Source organism: Pseudomonas sp. fls2-241-TYG-175 (genome assembly GCF_030209155.1).
In the GTDB taxonomy this organism is placed as follows: domain Bacteria; phylum Pseudomonadota; class Gammaproteobacteria; order Pseudomonadales; family Pseudomonadaceae; genus Aquipseudomonas; species Aquipseudomonas viridiflava.
On sequence record NZ_JARVSO010000001.1, the window covers coordinates 80740 to 99292 of the forward strand.

The window sequence follows — 18553 nt, forward strand, 5'->3', positions numbered from 1 at the left end:
TCGGTCAGTGGCTCTCCGTCGTTGTATGGACAACAAAGACGTCCGTTCACGCCCATCATGGCATCAATACCTTCGCCGAGCGTAGACGTCAGTAGTCTTCATCCTCGAAAACGAAGGCGTAGTTTTCATCAATCAACTGTTGCAGGTAATGATCAAAGCTTGGCGCAATCACTTTGTAACTGTCAGGGTCGTGAAGGTAGCGCACGACCTGACCCACGTTGCCGCCAGCCACTGGATTAAAATCGATATACAGCTTCGAGCTTCCCCCGTTGTTCATGCAGTGCGAGAAACATAGCCGCTCATGCATGCCCAGCGTGATGTCAATTCCGGGGCCGACCAGATCGGGCTCCTCATCCAGATAGCCTGCATAAATTTGCGCGATGCTCCGGGTGTAAGTGTCACTTTCTTCAAGGATCTGATCGATCGAACTGAGGTAGTAGGGATACTCGAATACATCTGAGCCCAGTACCAACACCATGACTCTGCCGTCCGGGTAATCCCCATAGTGCGTGCCATCGATCTGGCCAAGCAGTTCCAACAGGCTCGCGGGGCAGAGCGGATAACGATCGTTCAGCCGCTGCACATCTGCCGTCGAAGCCCCATGTGCATGTGTCAGCTCATTGAGTTGTTCGGCTGGCAGGGCCTTGCGCAGACCAGCGAGGTACGTATCGACGAGGCTCATGATTGAGATCCTTGCAAACCATCCATTGATGGATTCACGCTACATTATTGGCGACCGCTCGACTATCTCCGCGCGTTCTCTCACCGAGGTTCAGTCATTAACTGAGGTGAAGGGGAGTTCCATGGTTCGTTGAGAGGCAAAAATGATCAGATAATCAGCTGCCCCAACGAACCCTAAAGACTCTCAGGATCCCCAAAAAACATCTGAATCCGCGACCGCAACCACCGCTCCCCCGGATCATTGTCCTGCGCCCCACGCCACGCCATGTGCAGTTCAAACGTACGCGTCTCGATAGGCAGCTCTTCAGCCCGCACACCACCGGCCGCAGTCAACACCTGCGCGGCATAATCCGGGACGGTGGCGATGATGTCGGTGCCGGTCAGCAGTGTGGCCAGGCCATTGAACTGCGGGACGGCGAGGACGACATGGCGTTTGCGGTCCAGTTGTTCCAGGTGCTCGTCGATGAACCCGCTCAGGTCGCCTGCGAAGGACACGAGGGCGTGGGGGCGGGCGCAGAAGTCGTCGAGGCTCAGTGGGCCGGGGATCGAGTCGGCGCGCAGCAGTTGCGGCTTGCTGCGGCGCAAGACCTTGCGTTTGGCGTTGGCGGGCAGGTCCTGGGTGTAGCTGACGCCGACCGAGATTTCGCCCGATGCCAGCAGGGGCGGCATCAGGATGTAATTGACCCGTCGGATGACCAGTACGATGCCCGGCGCTTCCGAGCGCAAGCGTTTGAGCAAGGTGGGCAGCAGGGCGAATTCGACGTCGTCGGACAGGCCGATACGGAATACCGAGGTGCTGGTGGCCGGGTCGAACTCCGAGGCGCGGCTGACGGCCGTGGAGATGGAGTCCAGCGCCGGCGAGAGCAGGCCGAAGATCTCGGTGGCGCGTGCGGTGGGCTCCATGCTGCGGCCGGTGCGTACGAACAGTGGATCGTCGAACAGCCCGCGCAGTCGCGACAGGGCGGCGCTGATGGCCGGTTGGCCGAGGAACAGTTTCTCCGCCGCGCGCGTCACGCTTCGTTCATGCATCAGTGTTTCAAAGACGATGAGCAGATTGAGGTCGACGCGACGCAGGTCGTTGCGATTCATACGAAGGGTCTCGGGCCATTTGTCGAATGGAAGCGGGGGCAGGGTGCGATAGTACGAGCAAACGTCAATTTCACGAATCAAAAATTAACAGAAAGATCATTGACCTGCGTTAAATGCCCACATGGGTTGCAATGTTTCGTCGACATGCGAACAATGGCCGCCATCTGCGAATCGCCGCACAAGCGTTGTCCGGCAAGCTGTGCAGCCTTTCAGGGACAATCGATGACAGGCATGTCGACTATTAATAGCCACTGATAGTGTTACCGGCAATGCCCGGATAGAGTTTGTGGCATCAAGGTTTACGAGGCGAGGTTCTCAATGTCCCGCATGATCCGTTTTAACCAGTTTGGCCCGGCCGAGGTGCTCAAGATCGAAGAGCACCCCGACGCGTTGCCTGCACCCGGTGAGGTGCAAGTGCGCGTCCAGGCTATCGGTGTCAGCTGGTATGACGTTCTCTGGCGACAAAATCTGGCTTCCACCCATGCCCGCTTACCCGCCGGTCTGGGGTACGAAATGGCCGGCGTGGTGACTGCGCTGGGCGAGGGTGTCGATGACCTGCGCGTTGGCGACAAGGTGGCAAGCTTCCCCGCAGCGGACGCCAACGAGCATCCGGTGTACGGCGAGTCCATTGTGCTGCCGCGCAAGGCGCTGGTCCGTTACCCGGATGTGTTGACGCCGGTTCAGGCCAGTGTGCATTACACGTCGTATCTGGTGGCTTACTTTGCCTATGTCGATCTGGCACGGGTCAAGGCGGGTCAGTACGTGCTGGTGACCGATGCAAGCCACTGCGCCGGGCCTTCCTTCGTGCAGTTGGGCAAGGCGCTGGGTGTACGTGTCATCGCGGCGACCAAGACGGAAGATGCTCGCGATTACCTGCTGTCTCTAGGCGCCGAGAAGGTCGTTGTGACGGAAGAACAGGACCTGTTGATGGCGATCAACAAGTACACCGATAATCGTGGCGTCGATGCGGTCTTCGATGGCCTGGGCGGCCCACAGATGTCGTTGATGGGTGATGTGCTGGCCCCGCGAGGCAGTCTGGTGCTCTACGGTCTGCAAGGTGGCAACCAGACACCTTTCCCGGCCTGCGCTGCCTTCCAGAAGAACATCCAGTTTTACGTTCATTGCCTGGGCAACTTCACCGGCAAGCCGGAACTGGGCATTACTCAGGATGAGGAAGCGCTGAAGCGTGCGCTGCAGGACCTCAACCAACTGACTGCCGACCGCGTGCTGGCTCCGTTGCAGACCCGCAGCTTCCCGTTCGAGCAGGTGGTTCAGGCGCACCGATACATGGACACCTGTCCGATTGGTGGGCGTGCGGTGCTTGAGATCGAATCTGACTGATTACGTACGATTCAATGAACGTTGTCCTGAAGCCTTCCTGTTAAGGAAGGCTTTTTCAATTGAAGTTTCAGAACGACTTCAGGCTGTTTCTTTGTTTGCTACTTCATCAATGGCTTTATCGAAGCGGCAAACTCGCTGCCTCCATCGGCCGCTGTGTAGACCAGATGCAGTTGAATGTCTTCCAGTAGCGCTCTCTCTTTTTTCTCCGAATCTTTGCCATAAAACTGTTTGACAACGCTTTCATCCGGGAACGCCAGCGTCCAGTTCGAGATAGCCCCTGTGCCTTCGAACGGCAGATACCGACCATCGCCGAACAGCAGTTGGCACAGCCAGCCTTCCTTGCCTACACCTCGACCGTCGTCTGACAGTGTTGAAGACAACGCTATTTGCTGCAAGGCCCGCAAATTGGTTTTGATGTGAGGATGGGCCTTACGTGCGCCATAAAGCAGTTTTGCCGCTTCAATATCTGGCTTGATCAGTGTAGTACTGCCTGTTTGAGTCAGGACGGCACTCAGGTTCTGCAGGCTGTTCGGGTTATCGGATTTCAGTTTGAACGACACGGACACATGCGTGATCTGCCTCAGGTAATGTCCGGGATAGTTGCTGTCGAAGTCCTTGGATTGCAGCGAAAAGGAGAGCGGTGTCGAACTCAGTGATTTCAATGTCTGTAGCCATTGATCGACACTATTACCTAACAGGTCTCTGATCGAAATGGTCTTGTTGATGCTCATGCGCCGCTCGTGGTTTTGCAGATAGGCCGCTTCCATTTCCTGAACGTCGAGTTGCAGCGATTCGCCGGCGAGCATGCCTCGATAATTGTCGTTCCAGGCGCTGGTGCGAATGAAACGAGGTCTGTCGTAGTCGCCCGTTTCAAATCGCCAGGCATTCTCCTGAGCCAGACACAGAGAGAGCACCGCATCGTAGGCTGGCGCGTACAGCGTGGATGTGCGCGCCACCATCCAATTGTAAGTAGCAACGGTGGCAAAGCCTGTGGTCAACGAAACATACGTCTCCTGAAGGGCGGTGCGCTGTGCTTTCGATTCCTCAACGCAAATCTGTGCTGCCCGAATCAGTATGTCCTGCTCGGCGACCTCGGCTGCAATGGTCTCAAGCTCATGTTCTGCTATGCCGACCTGCAAATCCCATAGGCGCGATCTGCGTTCGTATTCAGCTTCTGTGGCAAGCATTTCCGATGTGAAACCTACGGCGCGGGTAGCAGCGTGCGCGGCTGCTATACCTGCCCCCACAGCAGCTGACGGTTTGAATCCGCCATTGGCGAGACCAAATATAGTCGGCAGCGAATCCAATGCCCCTTTGACGACCTCTGGTGCAGACATGGCCGTTTCATAAACCGCTGCCAATGCCTTGAACCTCTGCGAGCTGATTTCCAGTGCGGTCCGACTTTCAAGGAGTTGTGAACTGAAGAAAGTCCTTCGAAGCTCCGCTGATTTTTTACTCACGAGCAATGTTTTTCTGACTGCAAGTGCAGCGTTCAGGGCCTCCGTTTGCAGTTTGACCGTAAAGTCCGCCAGCCGTATCTGCTGCTCCTGCAGCTGCACATCGAGCATGACATCCGCTTCGGTTTCAATCAGGTGCAGCAACTGACGCCCCATGTCGATCAGTCGGGCGACTGCCTGCTGCACGGAGGGCAGCAGGGCCTTGAAGCGATGCGCCGGAACGGGGCCCGTGCCATTGCCAAAGGTGGTGCGCAGACCACCGGGCGCCCCCGACGCGTATTGAAATGCTTCGTCACTGGCATAAAAGGGCATGAAGGGCATTATCTTGCCATCGATTGTCAGTGCATGACGCAGATTGAATACACGTTGCTCAAGGGTTTTGCGCAGTTCAACAAGCCTGGGATTGAGGGGGCGAAGGAAATCTGTGCTTCTGGTTTGCGCCAGTTGCCGCGTTGTCCAGGTTTCGCTCCCATTGCTTGTCGGTAGTGCACCGATCAGCTTGAGGGCCTGCTGGTAGCAGAGCCATGCCTGGGTCAGGCTATCTCGGCTGAGCAGCCTGTAATGGTGGTCGCCCTCGCGCTGCCAGTGCTCCACCAGAAACAGAAAGACGGCACGACGATAATGGCGTGACGAGGTGAAAGCACGTACTGCAGGCTCCACATTGCCAGCCAGTTGCCCGGTGCCAGAATCCGGCTCGGCGAGCGGCCGAGTGCTCCAGAGGGCCGGTTCGCCGTGCTCGCCAGGTTCTGTGCGGTACGGATCGAACAGGTGGTCTGTGCACCAGCGCAAGGCGTGCTGAAACTGTTTTTCTTCACTCAGGCGGCACGCCACGAGGAAGGGCAGGTGCAAAAATAGCTCGCGTAGATAGCGACCGTTGGCGCCGTGAAAGTCGACTTGGGTTGTTGCACCTGCGTCTATGGCGGGCTCGTTCAGCGTCTGGGTTTCCCAGTCAAGTACCCGGTCTACTGATTGGGTGACACGACTGACCAGTTTTTTTCCGAACAGGGTGTTGAGACGGATCGTATTGAAAGGTAATTCTTTTGTGCCTGTAAGATCAAGGTAAAGAGCCTGGTCCGAATTCCGGGTTATTTTGCAGTTCGGCGCAGAGACGGTAGTGGCGCTGTAAATTGTTGTCCGGTATATGTAATAAGTATCTTCAAGCGAATCGGCAAGTGCGAAGCGATAAGTTCCAGGTGATTCACAATTAAAGTCAGCTTCAAGCATGGCTGTTCCGTCAAGTTTCTTCCAGCCGGTGTGGAGCGCGAAAAAATTTTCTTCACTCGGTCTCTTCATTAATAATTTAAGGGACCTTGAGCTAAAGAGGATTTTCGTTATTGGTTCTTTTCCGTTTGTTTTGTGTTCAGTTGTTTCTTGCTTTGTGTAAGTGGCCTTGATATGAGCCTTTTTGGAGATGGGATCTATGATCGATAGTTGGAATCGATAGGGGAGGTGTGAAAGGTAGTCGGGCCTTTCTGATGTTGTATTATTTGTTGTGTTGTCATAAAAACCTTTAATTTTATCCAGTATGTTTGGATTTGTTTCATGGTCGACTATTATGGGGCCAATTATTAAGGTTTCACCTGAGTAGATGTGTTGTATTTTGCGAGTTTGGTTGTATTTGCTATAGAGTTCTTGAAAGAAATCTGTCTTAGTGTCGTTCGTGCTTTCTTTTTTTATAGGTTTGTCGTCAATTAATAATAAGTCACGAACGCGTACGAAGTAGTCTTTATTTTCGATGCCGATCTTTTGTTTCGTGCTCGTGTCATAAAGTATGATTATGAACCATGGGTCTTTCTCTCGCCCACTGCTCTTGTCGACAACAGCAATCAATCCAGGCTTATAACTTTCATCCTTCAAGAAGTTATTGGTTTCGGGTATGTCCTTGTCGGGCTGTGTCGCGGGCTGTGTCGTAGTTGTCGAATTGGTTGCTGTGGCGGTCGCGGTTTCCTGATTCTCAGGCTGCGTCCCATCCAGACACATCAACTCGTTGGCCGGGCTCCATAATCCGTCAGCCTGTTTGTAGCAGTAATACACCGTTATCTTTTTGAATCGGGTTGGCTTCTGGTCCTGTCCATCGTTGCCGGGAATATAGGTCTTGGCGCGTTCGACCCAGATCACATAGGGTCTGCCTGCGATGATGATCGGGCGGATGACGTCCAGTTTTTGCCCGTCCTCGGTCGTTATCTGGACAATCTGACCGCTGATAGGCAGGCCTATCCTTTCCCATTCGCTCCATGCCAGCGGACTCAGCTGTCCCTTTTCGTCACGCTGGCTGATGTGCAGAGAGCGCCAGTAGTATTCGAGCGGCTCGACATTGGTCCTGCCAATAAAGTGATAGGTGTCCTGTGCCGGGTCTATGCCGTCCAGGTAGCCGCTGACCACTTGCAGGTTGCTGACGTGTTCGAACTTGCCGATATAGTTGGCGACGGCGAGCTGCACCATGTCATCGGTCAGCTTCCCCTGATTCAGCTCATTTTCCAGCTCTATGAAGGCCTTGCTCTTGCCGGGGCGTAAACCGGGATGGATCAGGTTTTCCGGGTGGTTGTTCTGCTGCTGCCAAATTCGCCAGTGGTCATACTGGCTGCGATAACGACGCCAGGCATCATGGGCATTTTTGATCACGCCGGGTGCCGCCGCCTGATAGCCGTTTTCAAGGTGAGCAAAAAAACGATTCAAATAGTGCTGCAGGCTTGCGGTGGCATGTGCAACACGAGTTGTGATGACTTCGTTGGACACTTGCGTATCGGTCAATAAGTAATCTGACAGATCGTCCACGTCCGAACGTGATGAAAATCCGGAATCGGATCTGGACGGCAACTTGACCAGCAGATAGCTTGCCAACGCATCCCGCCAGTGCTCGTCCAGCCGGGCTTCGATATTTTTCTGCTGTATTTCAGTACAACTGCTCAGCAGCTGAGTGGCCACCGAGTGGAAAGTGGAGAACGCGGACTGTTGCGTCAGATTGCTTAGTTTAATGAGCGATTGACACGATACGTTGGTTTTCAGGCAAAGTGATTGCAGTCTCATGACTTGGTCGATGTCGCTGACTGAAACGATTCCTTGAGAAGGATGCAGTTGTGTATCTTTAATGACGTCTGTGTCGGTGTCTGGGGAGCTGCTTTCCGTCTTGATAAAACTTACGCCTATCAGAGGGTTGCCTATGCGCTGGCCGTCGGTAAAGCTGATGACCGGGTTGGCGCCACGTTGTCGTGCTTGAGCTTTGAGTTGTCCCGCAACCTCATCGAATTGATCACGGGTAACAATCAACGGACCCGGATTGTCTTTTATGAATGCGTGGAACTCTTGCATTAATGCTCTTTGTTCGGCTGCCGGATGTTTGGTAATGTCAGTGATGTAATAATAAAGCCATATGACGTACCAGATCTCCGGCTTGGTTTCGTAGCTTGTTTTTGCTTCCTTGCCAAGGTTGGCTATGAAATCCGTAAAGGTCTTATTGGACATGTCGGGTGGTGCTGGAAATACCGGGCCACTGGCTGATGTAATCAGCTCTTCCGGAAGGTCATAGAGTGTATCGATTGCCGCTGATGTTTCTTCCACTCCCCACCCAATGAGCCTGGCCAGGCGGTCCGCAGTTTCGCTGGCGGTCAATCCTTCCGCGCCGTTGAGCGTGTTCAAGCAGGCGAGCACATCCGATTCCTGGTAGCCCAGCCCTTGAGCCCGGTTCACCCAGGCGCGATAGCAACTGAATTGGTAACACAGTTCCAGCGAGGCAGATCCGTTACCGACGTCCATGCATTCCGGAGATTCAAGATAAAGCTCCATCGCTGCAGGGCTCACCTCAAAAGCACAGATTAATGCCGCATGCCGTCTCAGCTCCGACCACAACATGAATGCCTTCTTGCCAAAGGTCCCTTGAACGCTTTGTTTCATTTCACTGAGCAAGGTCGCCGTGTCGCTATGCAGCCAGCGAAGCAGCAGCAGGATATGTTGTTCGCTCAAGGCAAAACCTGCTGAGTGGACAGTAATCCCGCTCAACGTCCTGGCGATAACTTTGCAGACATCCTCCTGAGCGACCAGCGCACCGTTTATCAGCCCGGTCAGCGTTTCACCCAATGTCAGGAAAGTATCTGCGTCCAGTGTGCCCTCGTGGGCTAGCTTTCCGGCAAGACACTGCGAGACCCTTGCGTTGATGGCCGATTCTCGCGTCTGACCCTTTTCAGGAATGACGGTAATGATCCATCCCTCCGGGCTGACCAGCGCCCCAAGAGCCTGTGTCCAGGTGCCGGACTTATCCAGAAGCGTTACCTGCCGAGCACTCGCTGCATCAATAAGCGCCTGCTCGGTCAGTAATAGCCTTTCCAGACGATCATTGGTTTCAGTGATCAGATTCGACCAGTCCGCAGGCACCGGCGCGGGACGGTCGGTGGTATCGGGAGTTGGCCGGATCAGCATGGCCAGACGCTGCAGACTCACCTTGTGTTGTCTGGACCATTGCGTGACGTTGACCATCGCCATGATCACATCGAGTATGTCTGGCTCTTCACCTGTCTCTGAAAGAACCGGGGTTTCTGCCAGTTGTTTCATAAGACTCTGGTCGGTTGTCAGCATTATTTCGGTAAGCGCCTGACCCTCTGCATCTGAAAGTCTCAGGACTCTTGGCAGATGGACAAAGCGGTAAAGCGCCGAGAAAAGCTTCAGTGTTTTCCCGGTTTTGCCTGCTAACCGGCCGATCAACGAAACAAGTGTCCTGCCGGTCTGTTCATCGATACTGAGCGCCTGGCCTATTTGTGCCAACGTGAGGCCGCCAGCTTCACTGTCTGGATCGAACTCTCCGTTGTCGAGAACCAGCCTCGCCCGGGCTTCGCTCCCGCTATCCGATACGTTGCCACTCATCACGCGGTCGAGGAATGGAAGGGGCTCGCCGGTTGTGTAGACAGGCAAGTCTCCAAGCAGCGCTGCAAATTCCTCGGTTGTCACGTTGAAGCTGGCATGCAGGTAGCGGAATACACCGATGACACGCAAGGTGTTGCGGGTGAAGTGAAAGTCGCTGGCCTGGCCCTCGGCACGCAGCGCTGACATGATCAGCAGATCGACCTCTGCGTAAGGAAGTTTCAGCTCGTGTTGCAAACGGATGATTTTGTACATCCGGTACAGTCGGTCGGCGTTGATGTGGACAAGTTGTGTAGAGAGGTGGTCTGGAGTTTTCTTGAGCGCGATGGCCGGTTCCGTTGCGTTGTTGATGAACGATGCGCCGAACAGATGGCTCGCAGCAGGCGTACCGTCACTGCCCTGGACGAGCCTTGAACGTGTCACGGTGGTCTCGGAACCTGTTTCGGCAGCAGCACCGACAGGCTTCACTGCAAGCGCCTCGCAAAGTTGTAGCTCACTCAGTCCAGTCCGTTGACACATATACGTGACGTCTTCCAGAGCTTTCAGCGCAGCTGTGAAATCGCCGTTTGTCCCGTAGGTGATACTGAAAAAGTCAGGCTTCGAAGTCGCTTGCTGATCCAGCAGCAGGGTGGTGGTTTCAGGGTCAATCCCACTGGCTGACAGCATGGCGCTGCGCAGGCTGGTACTGCGAAAATTCTGGTAGCAGAAGTTCGGGTAGTAGTAGGAGGTCTTTTGCAGAAGATCCAGCGGGTGGACGCCTTTTTCTTCCAGCACTGCCTTGATCTGTTCGAATGGACGGTGAAACGGTAATGCCGAATGTGCATTAGCTTTTGCAATGGCTTCTGGCAGCGGAAGGCTGCCGGCGTAGTTCTTCGCATGCTGTTCCAGTATCTCGTTCACCCGTGTCAGCGCCCGCATGGGGGTATGGGTGCTCTTATTGTCCAGCTCGAGCTGCTGCAGGTCTGGCCGTCTGACGCGAAGCGGTATTGCCTTGTCATCACCCATTACCTCCATCGCCAACGCGTGTTGATAAAGGTCGCTCAAGTAGGCCAGTGGTCCGTCATTGGCGTTCAGGGCGTTGGACGAAGTGGTAAGCGTGATGTTCTGCGGAAACAGACTCGCGTAGTCGGGGTGGGCTTCGGGAGTCGCGGGATTTTTAGGCAGGGCCATGGGTTCACGTTCCTTGTGAGTTTTTAGAAGTGCCCGGGCTTGCCGCAGCACCTTGTAAGTCTAGAGCGTAACCTGAGACCGCGATATTTCGAACGATCAGGCGTGAACTGCCAGAAATGCTGTGTATTCAACGGGCTATTTGCAAACAGGCTGCCCCACCGGTATTCCTCGTTTAGATTATTTTGCTATCAACTCATGTTGACGCTACGCATGGCGCGTGAGCTGCTTCCTTTTGTATTGGTATCGGAAGCCTTATGAAAAACCGTACTAACAGGCGTTATCCCTTGGTGGCGTGTAGTTTGACACCAATCAGCATGGAAGTACGGTAAAAGCAGCTCTGAAGAGGCTGTCATGTTTATTTTGCGAATAACCGTGTTTAATCCTTCTGTCGGTGACGCCATTGATTAATTGTTTTTTCCTACGCAGGTGTTCATGTGAGGGTAGCTCCAAGCGCGCTTAGGGTTCGGTCCTTTCCGTATTTTCCGGTCTTCAGGCTCGGTTGCTGAGGTATTTAAAAAGTCAATCAGTCAGGCAGTAAAAGTTGTTGTTGATAAACGGAATGTTTAATACCCCGTGGAGAGAAGAAACTGCACTCTTTTCCGCACATATCTGTGCCTTGTAATTGTTTCAAGGATACTGATAATAGTTGGGTAATTATTACTCAGGGAATGAGTCATGGTCGATTTCAGATGGGTTGGTCAGCCTGATGTTGAATACCGCGTGCGCGTGGTGCCTTGCCTTGATAAACAGGCAGGGGGAACACGATGAGTGCGATTCACGAACAGGCAATGAATTATGTATACCAGCAAGTGCTGCAACGTTTGTTGGGTTATTTCTCGCGGGCCGAGCGTACGGCGTTGCAACTGTTGATTCAGCGGTTGATTGTCGCAGCTGGCGGCATAGAACGAATTTCCACCTTCAAGGTGCTGGTCGCGTTCGGTGGGGGCAAGGACAGTGCCTACACGCTGGCGTTTGTTCGGGCTGCCCAACTGAGCATTGCCTGCCGCGCGCCAGGGACGTTCAACCTGCGTGTAGCCAATCGGCGTCACGCAGGCATGACTCCGGCGGTCATGGACAATATCGACAGAAGCTATGGCGCGCTGTTTCTCTACGATGATCCGCGGGTCGAAATGCTGGTTTTCGATAATCAGTACGTCCAGCCCTTCGAGCCGGATCTGCCGTTTTCCAGCGCAGGTCGCGAACAGAACCGCTCCGATATGTTGCTGGCAGGCCATCTCTCGGCGGGCGATGCGCGCACTACGTTCTGTAACAGTTGCTACCTGGGGCTGGCCGAGTTTCTGGGCCGGGCGTCGTGCTGGGGCAAGGGTGTCGATGCGCTGGTCAGTGGCGATTCGAGAAAGGAGCAGAAGCAGTACATCACCTGGATCATGCGTCTGGCGCAGGGCACGGGGCAGGGTGCCGGTCGCTGGAAAAACCAGAGCGCCAACACAGTGCTCAGAACGCTGGACCATGTAGGCGAGGCGTTTTACCAGGAGTTGTATGGCGACGAAGAAGGGTTGAACCGGGTCGCTCGACCTTCCGGCTCTGCATTCAGACCGAGTGCGCCAGCGCTGATTGGTATTGCCGATCTGGTCAGTTGCAATGCCGACGAGCACTGGACGTTGCTTACAGAGTTTCTGGGCTTTCGATTCGACGACCTGTCGTTCAGTTTCAGTGAGTCCGATTGTGCCAATCCTCTGTTGATGGCGCACATGCGAGGGCTCACCACGCAGTTTCTGCAGGACCGCAGCTATGCCGCCGGAATCGCCGAATACCTGACGTTGGCAGGATCCCTGATGCGTGCCAAGCAGATGCCTGCCCGGCTCGTCGAGCAGGCCTTGAGTGCCTACGAGGGTCAGGAACGCATCGAGGCGCGTCGTGACCTTGCCGCCAGTTTCGCTCAGGAAGGCTATGGCCTTAACGAAACGCAACTGATCTGCCTGTTGTTCTCTCCCTTTGTGAACGAAGGGCGCGGACTGGAAGCTTTTCTGCGGCGCTGCCATCCCGGAATGCTGATTGCGCTGCCTGACCTGCACAAGGTGTTATCGGGTGCCACAGCGCCTGATCAGGTGCTTCATTGGTTGATGGACATCAGCGGTCTCACGATCGAGGGACTGCGCAGCCTGTACACCCGGCAACGGGTGGATTTCAACGAAGATGACTCGATCATCGCCCGAATCCGTGCCGCCGACCCTGACAAGCGTCGGATCCTGACGATTGATCCGGCAACCGGTGAGTCCGTGGTGCAGATCCTTTCCGGGCGTTAAGCCTGCGTTGCGACCTTGGCCGTGTCGATGTCGGCATCGGTCAGGTCGCGGCCGCCTGGAATCTCTTATTGGCTGAGCGCCAGGTAATTCTTCGATGAAAAACAAAACGGATTTCGCCTATCAGGCGGTCTACCGCTATCTGTTGCGTCTGGTCAACGAGGCGCAGGCTACATCCCCCGTCAAACTGCCCTCGCTGCGTCAACTGGCAAGACGTCTCAAGGTGTCCATCTCGACGGTACAAAGTGCCTATTCGATGCTGGAAAAAGAGCGGCGCGTCTGCTCGGTGCCCAAGTCGGGTTATTACTCGGTCCCTGTCGACAGCGCCGAGAGCCACGCAGAAAGCGACAGTGACGGTTCGCTTCTTGACCTGTACTGCCGAAGCGCTCGCCGTCCGGGCTTGCATCTGCTGGGCAGTGACGAGCCGAGCGCAGTCAAGGAATCGATCTGTCCGCTGTTACTCATGGAGCGGGAGCTGGCGCGGCTGTATCCGCGTCCCGATGGCCTGGGGTATCAGCCTTTTGGTGACCTTGAGCTGCGCGCAGCGCTGGCAGCCCGCTATACATGTGATGCCGGACACGTCTGGTACGCCGACAATGTCTATGTAGGGTCGGACCTGCCGGGCATGCTCAAGGCCGTCATTGAAACCCTCGAACTGCGTGGCGCTACGGTTCTGGTGGAGTCTCCTTGTCCGTGGACGTTGTTGCGGATGCTGCAGGCGTTCGACATCCGCGTCATTGAAATGCCGCTGGACGAGCACGCAGGTATTGATCTGGCCAAGCTTGAGCAGGTGTTGCTGAGCGAACGGATCAGTCTGGCGCTGCTCTCATCGGTGCTCAATCCGGTCCGGGGCAGCATTCGTTCTGATGACAACACCCGGGCTGCAGCCTTGTTACTGAACCGCCACCAGATCCGGGTGCTGGAAAATGACAGCCACGGCGAGCTGTTGTTTGCACATCAGGCCATCCGCCTGCGTGATCTGATCGAACCGCGACACCTGCTGATTCTGGGTTCCTTCGCCAAAACGCTGGGGCCGGAGGCGCCGTATGGCTATCTCTTGTGTCAGACGCTGAAGCAGAGCTGGCAACGCTATTTTCTGCAGCGTTCGTTCGAGCTGCCGCCGATTCGCCAGAAGGCCATCGCCAGGCTTTACACGAGTGGACGTCTGGACCGGTACCTGGATTCGCTGCGAAGCTCACTGGCCGGGCGAATGCGGAATACAACCGAGCGGCTCGACCGCCATCTGGCACATACGCTGCGATACGAAATCCCGGCAGGTGGCAGCGGAATCTGGGCTGAAAGCCTCCACACAGTGGACATGCGAAAGGTCTTCGCGTGCCTGCTGGAGCAACGCATTGTCATCAGTCCCGGCGAGTTGTTCAGCCTGGAAGGGCTGCATCGACAGCATCTGCGTATCAGCTATGCCGTGAACGGGAGCGATGACTCCGAGCCTCTGTTCATCGCACTGGGCGAGGTGTTCGAGCAGGCAAATGGCACTCAAGTGGCCAAGTGATTGCCCGTCGATCCATTTGTGTTTGCCAGCGCTGCCTCGAGCCTGTTAACTGGACGCCTGTCCAGTACTCATCATTAATGGCTTCTCCTCGCAGTGACTTCGACCGCTCCCGCCCCCGCTGAATCCGTGCCTGTCCTCGACCGTTTGCCGACGCAACGGTACACGGTGGCCGTGCGCGCGCTGTGCGAGTTCACCGCCAAGGTGGGCGACCTAGACCTGCGCTTCACGCCATCACCCACGGCACAGGAAGGTATCGCTGGACATCGCACGGTCGCTTCCCGACGGGGTGCTGACTATCAGGCCGAACTGAGCTTGACGGGTGACTACGAAGAGCTGACTGTCAGGGGCCGGGCGGACGGCTACGATCCGGGCCGCAATCAGCTGGAAGAAGTGAAAACCTATCGCGGCGAGCTGGACGCCATGCCGGCCAATCACCGGCAGTTGCACTGGGCTCAGGTGAAAGTCTACGGCTGGCTGCTCTGTCAGCAGCTCGATCTTCAGGACGTCACGCTCGCGCTGGTCTATTTCAACATCGTCAGTGAGCAGGAAACCTTGATTCGTGAGCAGTTCAGTGCCGAGGCGCTGCGAGGTTTTTTCGAACAGCAGTGCGCGCTGTTTCTGAGCTGGGCGCGTCAGGAGCTGGCCCACACTCAGGCGCTGCATCAGTCACTGGATACACTGGCCTTTCCTCATCCCGCGTTTCGTACCGGTCAACGAACCCTGGCGGAGTCGGTCTACAAGGCCGTGAGCACTGGGCGTTGTCTGATGGCGCAGGCCCCGACCGGCATCGGCAAGACTGTCGGTACGCTGTTTCCGTTGCTCAAGGCGATGCCGGTCCAGGCGCTCGACAAGATATTCTTTCTGACTGCCAAGACGCCGGGCCGAAGACTCGCGCTGGATGCCTTGCAGGTGATCGGCAAAAGCGCACCGACGCTCGGATTGCGAGTGCTGGAGCTGGTGGCGCGGGACAAAGCCTGCGAGTACCCGGACAAAGCCTGCAATGGCGATTCATGCCCGCTGGCCAAGGGGTTTTATGACCGTTTGCCTGCGGCACGTTCGGCGGCCGTGCAATCGCCCTGGCTGGATCAGGCCGGTGTGCGCGATGTCGCGTTGCAGCACCAGGTCTGTCCGTATTACCTCAGTCAGGAACTGGCGCGCTGGGCCGACGTTGTCGTCGGCGACTACAACTATTACTTCGACCTGAGCGCGCTGCTGTTCGGTCTCGGCCAGTTGAATCAGTGGCGCGTCGCGACGCTGGTAGACGAAGCCCACAACATGGTCGAGCGCGCGCGACAGATGTACAGCGCCAGCCTCGACCAACATACGGTCAAGACGTTGATCCACACGGCGCCTGAGCCAGTGAAGAAAGCCTTGCAGCGCGTGAGTCGGCAGTGGACAGCGCTGCACAAGGAACAGACGGGCGTCTACCAGGCCTATGCCCAACTGCCGGATAAATTCCTCAACAGCCTCAACCTCTGTATTTCAACCATGGGTGATCATTTCAACGAACACCCACAGGCGGTGGACGTTGCCTTGCAAGGCTTCTATCTGGAAGCGATCGGTTTTGTGCGCATCGCGGAACTGTTCGACGAGCATTTCCTGTTCGACATTGCCAAGCGGGACGTCGGCAGCAAAGGCAGCCTGTCGCGTCTGAGTCTGCGCAATGTGGTGCCCGCGCGCTTTATCCAGCCGCGTCTGACGGCGGCGCGCAGTACGGTGCTGTTTTCCGCCACACTCAACCCGAGCCATTATTATCGCGATCTGTTGGGATTGCCCGCTAGCACGGTATGGATCGACGTGGAGTCACCGTTTCATCACGAACAACTGGAGGTGCACATCGTCAGTCGCATCTCTACGCGCTACACCCATCGGCAGGCGTCACTGGCGCCCATCGTCGAACTGATGGCGGAGCAGTTCCAGGCACGGCCGGGCAATTACCTGGCGTTCTTCAGCAGTTTCGATTATCTGCAACAGGTTGCGGAACTGATGGCGCGCACGCATCCGCACATCACGCTGTGGCAGCAGGCGCGGGGCATGGACGAGGGCGAACGACATGCCTTTCTCGAGCGCTTCACCCTGAGCAGTCAGGGCATCGGTTTTGCGGTGCTGGGCGGCGCTTTCGGCGAAGGGATTGATTTGCCCGGTGCACGCCTGATCGGTGCGTTCATCGCCACGCTCGGGCTGCCACAGCTCAACCCCGTCAATGAACAGTTCAAGCAGCGCATGGCGGCCTTGTTTGGCGCTGGCTACGATTACACCTACCTGTATCCCGGCGTGCAGAAAGTCATACAGGCGGCCGGCCGAGTCATTCGCAGCCAGAGTGATCGCGGTGTGGTGATGCTGATCGATGACCGTTTTGGCGAGCACAAGGTGACGCAGCTGTTTCCTGCCTGGTGGCGTCCAGTCGGCTCAAAGACTTAAGGATCGATATTCAAGCGTCGCTGTCGAACTGCCAGTAAACTGCCGCATCGCTCGCGGTCCGTTCGATTTCTTCTGTACGAATTTTCTTTTTTATCCACGGAGGTTGTATGAGTCTCAGTCCTTTCGCCGGCAAGCTGGCACCTGCGCAGTTACTGGTCGATATCCCGAGACTGGTCACGGCTTACTACACCGGCCAGCCCGATGCTTCGGTCGCCACCCAGCGTGTTTCGTTCGGCACCTCCGGGCATCGTGGCACCTCGTTCGAACTGAGCTTCAACGAATGGCACGTTCTGGCCATCAGCCAGGCCATCTGCCTGTACCGTCAGGCCAAGGGCATCGACGGCCCCCTGTTCCTGGGCGCCGATACCCACGCACTGTCCACTCCGGCTGCTGCCACAGCGCTTGAAGTGCTGGCGGCCAATGGCGTGCAGGTGATGATTTCCCAGGGCGACGAGTACACGCCGACGCCTGCGGTTTCCCACGCGATCATCTGCTACAACCGTGGCCGTACCTCGGGTCTTGCGGACGGCATCGTCATCACCCCGTCGCACAACCCGCCCCAGAGCGGCGGCTTCAAGTACAACCCGCCCAACGGCGGCCCGGCCGACAGCGACGTTACCAAGTGGATCGAGAACAAGGCCAACGAATTGCTGGCCGAGAAGATCGTGGGCGTGTCGCGCATGAGCCACGAAAAGGCCCTGCGTGCTGACACCACTCATCGTCATGACTACGTCAATACGTACGTGGCAGACCTGAAGAATGTCATCGACATGGATGCCATTCGCGATGCCGGACTGCGCCTTGGCGTCGATCCGCTGGGCGGCGCCGGGGTCAACTATTGGACGGCGATTGGCGAGCATTACGGCCTGAATCTGGACGTGGTGAACAAGTTCGTCGATCCGACTTTCCGCTTCATGAGCGTCGACTGGGACGGACAGATCCGTATGGACCCCTCGTCCAGCCATGCCATGCAGAGCCTGATCGGCCTCAAGGATCGCTACCAGGTCGCCTTTGCCTGCGATCCTGATCACGACCGCCACGGCATCGTGACGCCGACCGGCGGCCTGATGACGCCTAACAGCTACCTCGCGGTGTCCATCGATTATCTGTTTCAGAATCGTCCCGAGTGGCGCGCTGACGCAGCCGTCGGCAAGACAGTCGTCAGCAGCGGCATGATCGATCGTGTTGCTGCGCGTCTGGGTCGTCGTCTGTACGAAGTGCCGGTGGGCTTCAAATACTTCGCTGACGGTCTGTTCGACGGTTCGCTGGGCTTTGGTGGCGAGGAAAGCGCGGGCGCTTCGTTCCTGCGTCGTGACGGCACGGTCTGGACCACCGACAAGGACGGTCTGATTCCGGCGCTGCTGGCGGCAGAGATCACCGCACGTACCGGCCGTGATCCGAGCGAGCACTACCAGACCATGACCGAGCAGTTGGGCAAACCGTATTCGACCCGTGTCGATGCCAAGGCCAACCCGCAGCAGAAGGCGTTGCTGAGCAAGCTGTCGCCGGAGCAGGTCACCTCCACTGAACTTGCGGGCGAGTCGATCCAGAAAGTGCTGAGCAACGCGCCGGGCAACGATCAGGCGTTTGGCGGCGTGAAAGTCATGACTGAAAACGGCTGGTTCGCGGCGCGCCCATCGGGCACAGAAGACATCTACAAGATCTACGCCGAGAGCTTCGTGGGCGAGGATCACCTGAAGCGTCTGGTCGAAGAGGCCCAGGTGCTGGTGGACAGCGCGATTTCTGCGAAGTAATCGCTGAGGTCA

8 protein-coding genes are annotated in these 18553 nt (G+C 56.4%); 5 read left to right on the forward strand and 3 right to left on the reverse strand.

Going from position 1 to position 18553, the window contains the following annotated elements:
* Positions 1-88 precede the first annotated feature (88 nt).
* Together QRN20_RS00395 and QRN20_RS00400 are read right to left on the reverse strand one after the other, a co-directional pair.
* A complete protein-coding gene (locus QRN20_RS00395) occupies positions 89-682 on the reverse strand; it encodes an SMI1/KNR4 family protein (RefSeq protein WP_285359810.1) in 594 nt (197 codons plus the stop codon).
* A 173-nt stretch (positions 683-855) separates the two neighbouring features.
* Positions 856-1770, reverse strand: coding sequence for a LysR family transcriptional regulator (locus QRN20_RS00400; protein ID WP_088235334.1), 915 nt, complete (start codon positions 1768-1770; stop codon positions 856-858).
* A gap of 318 nt (positions 1771-2088) precedes the next feature.
* Between QRN20_RS00400 and QRN20_RS00405 the strand changes: the two genes are divergently transcribed.
* Entirely contained in the window at positions 2089-3111 is a 1023-nt protein-coding gene (locus tag QRN20_RS00405) for a zinc-dependent alcohol dehydrogenase family protein (protein WP_025993028.1), read from the forward strand.
* Between the two features lie 98 nt (positions 3112-3209).
* On the opposite strand, the gene QRN20_RS00410 is transcribed toward QRN20_RS00405, so the two are convergent.
* Entirely contained in the window at positions 3210-10589 is a 7380-nt protein-coding gene (locus QRN20_RS00410) for a Tc toxin subunit A-related protein (protein ID WP_350310286.1), read from the reverse strand.
* A gap of 764 nt (positions 10590-11353) precedes the next feature.
* On the opposite strand from QRN20_RS00410, the gene QRN20_RS00415 reads away from it, so the two are divergent.
* From QRN20_RS00415 to pgm, 4 genes are all read left to right on the forward strand, one after another.
* Positions 11354-12856: a hypothetical protein gene (locus QRN20_RS00415; protein WP_122410649.1), complete on the forward strand. Its 1503-nt coding sequence runs from the start codon at positions 11354-11356 to the stop codon at positions 12854-12856.
* A 94-nt stretch (positions 12857-12950) separates the two neighbouring features.
* On the forward strand, positions 12951-14366 hold the full coding sequence (locus QRN20_RS00420) for an aminotransferase-like domain-containing protein (RefSeq protein WP_122545043.1): 1416 nt from the start codon (positions 12951-12953) through the stop codon (positions 14364-14366).
* Positions 14367-14531: 165 nt separating this feature from the next.
* Complete coding sequence (locus QRN20_RS00425; protein WP_163003907.1) at positions 14532-16787, forward strand: ATP-dependent DNA helicase; 2256 nt, start codon at positions 14532-14534, stop codon at positions 16785-16787.
* Positions 16788-16894: 107 nt separating this feature from the next.
* The gene (pgm, locus tag QRN20_RS00430) at positions 16895-18541 is read left to right on the forward strand and encodes a phosphoglucomutase (alpha-D-glucose-1,6-bisphosphate-dependent) (RefSeq protein WP_122605838.1); all 1647 of its coding nucleotides are present in this window, start codon (positions 16895-16897) and stop codon (positions 18539-18541) included.
* The last annotated feature ends 12 nt before the right edge of the window (positions 18542-18553 follow it).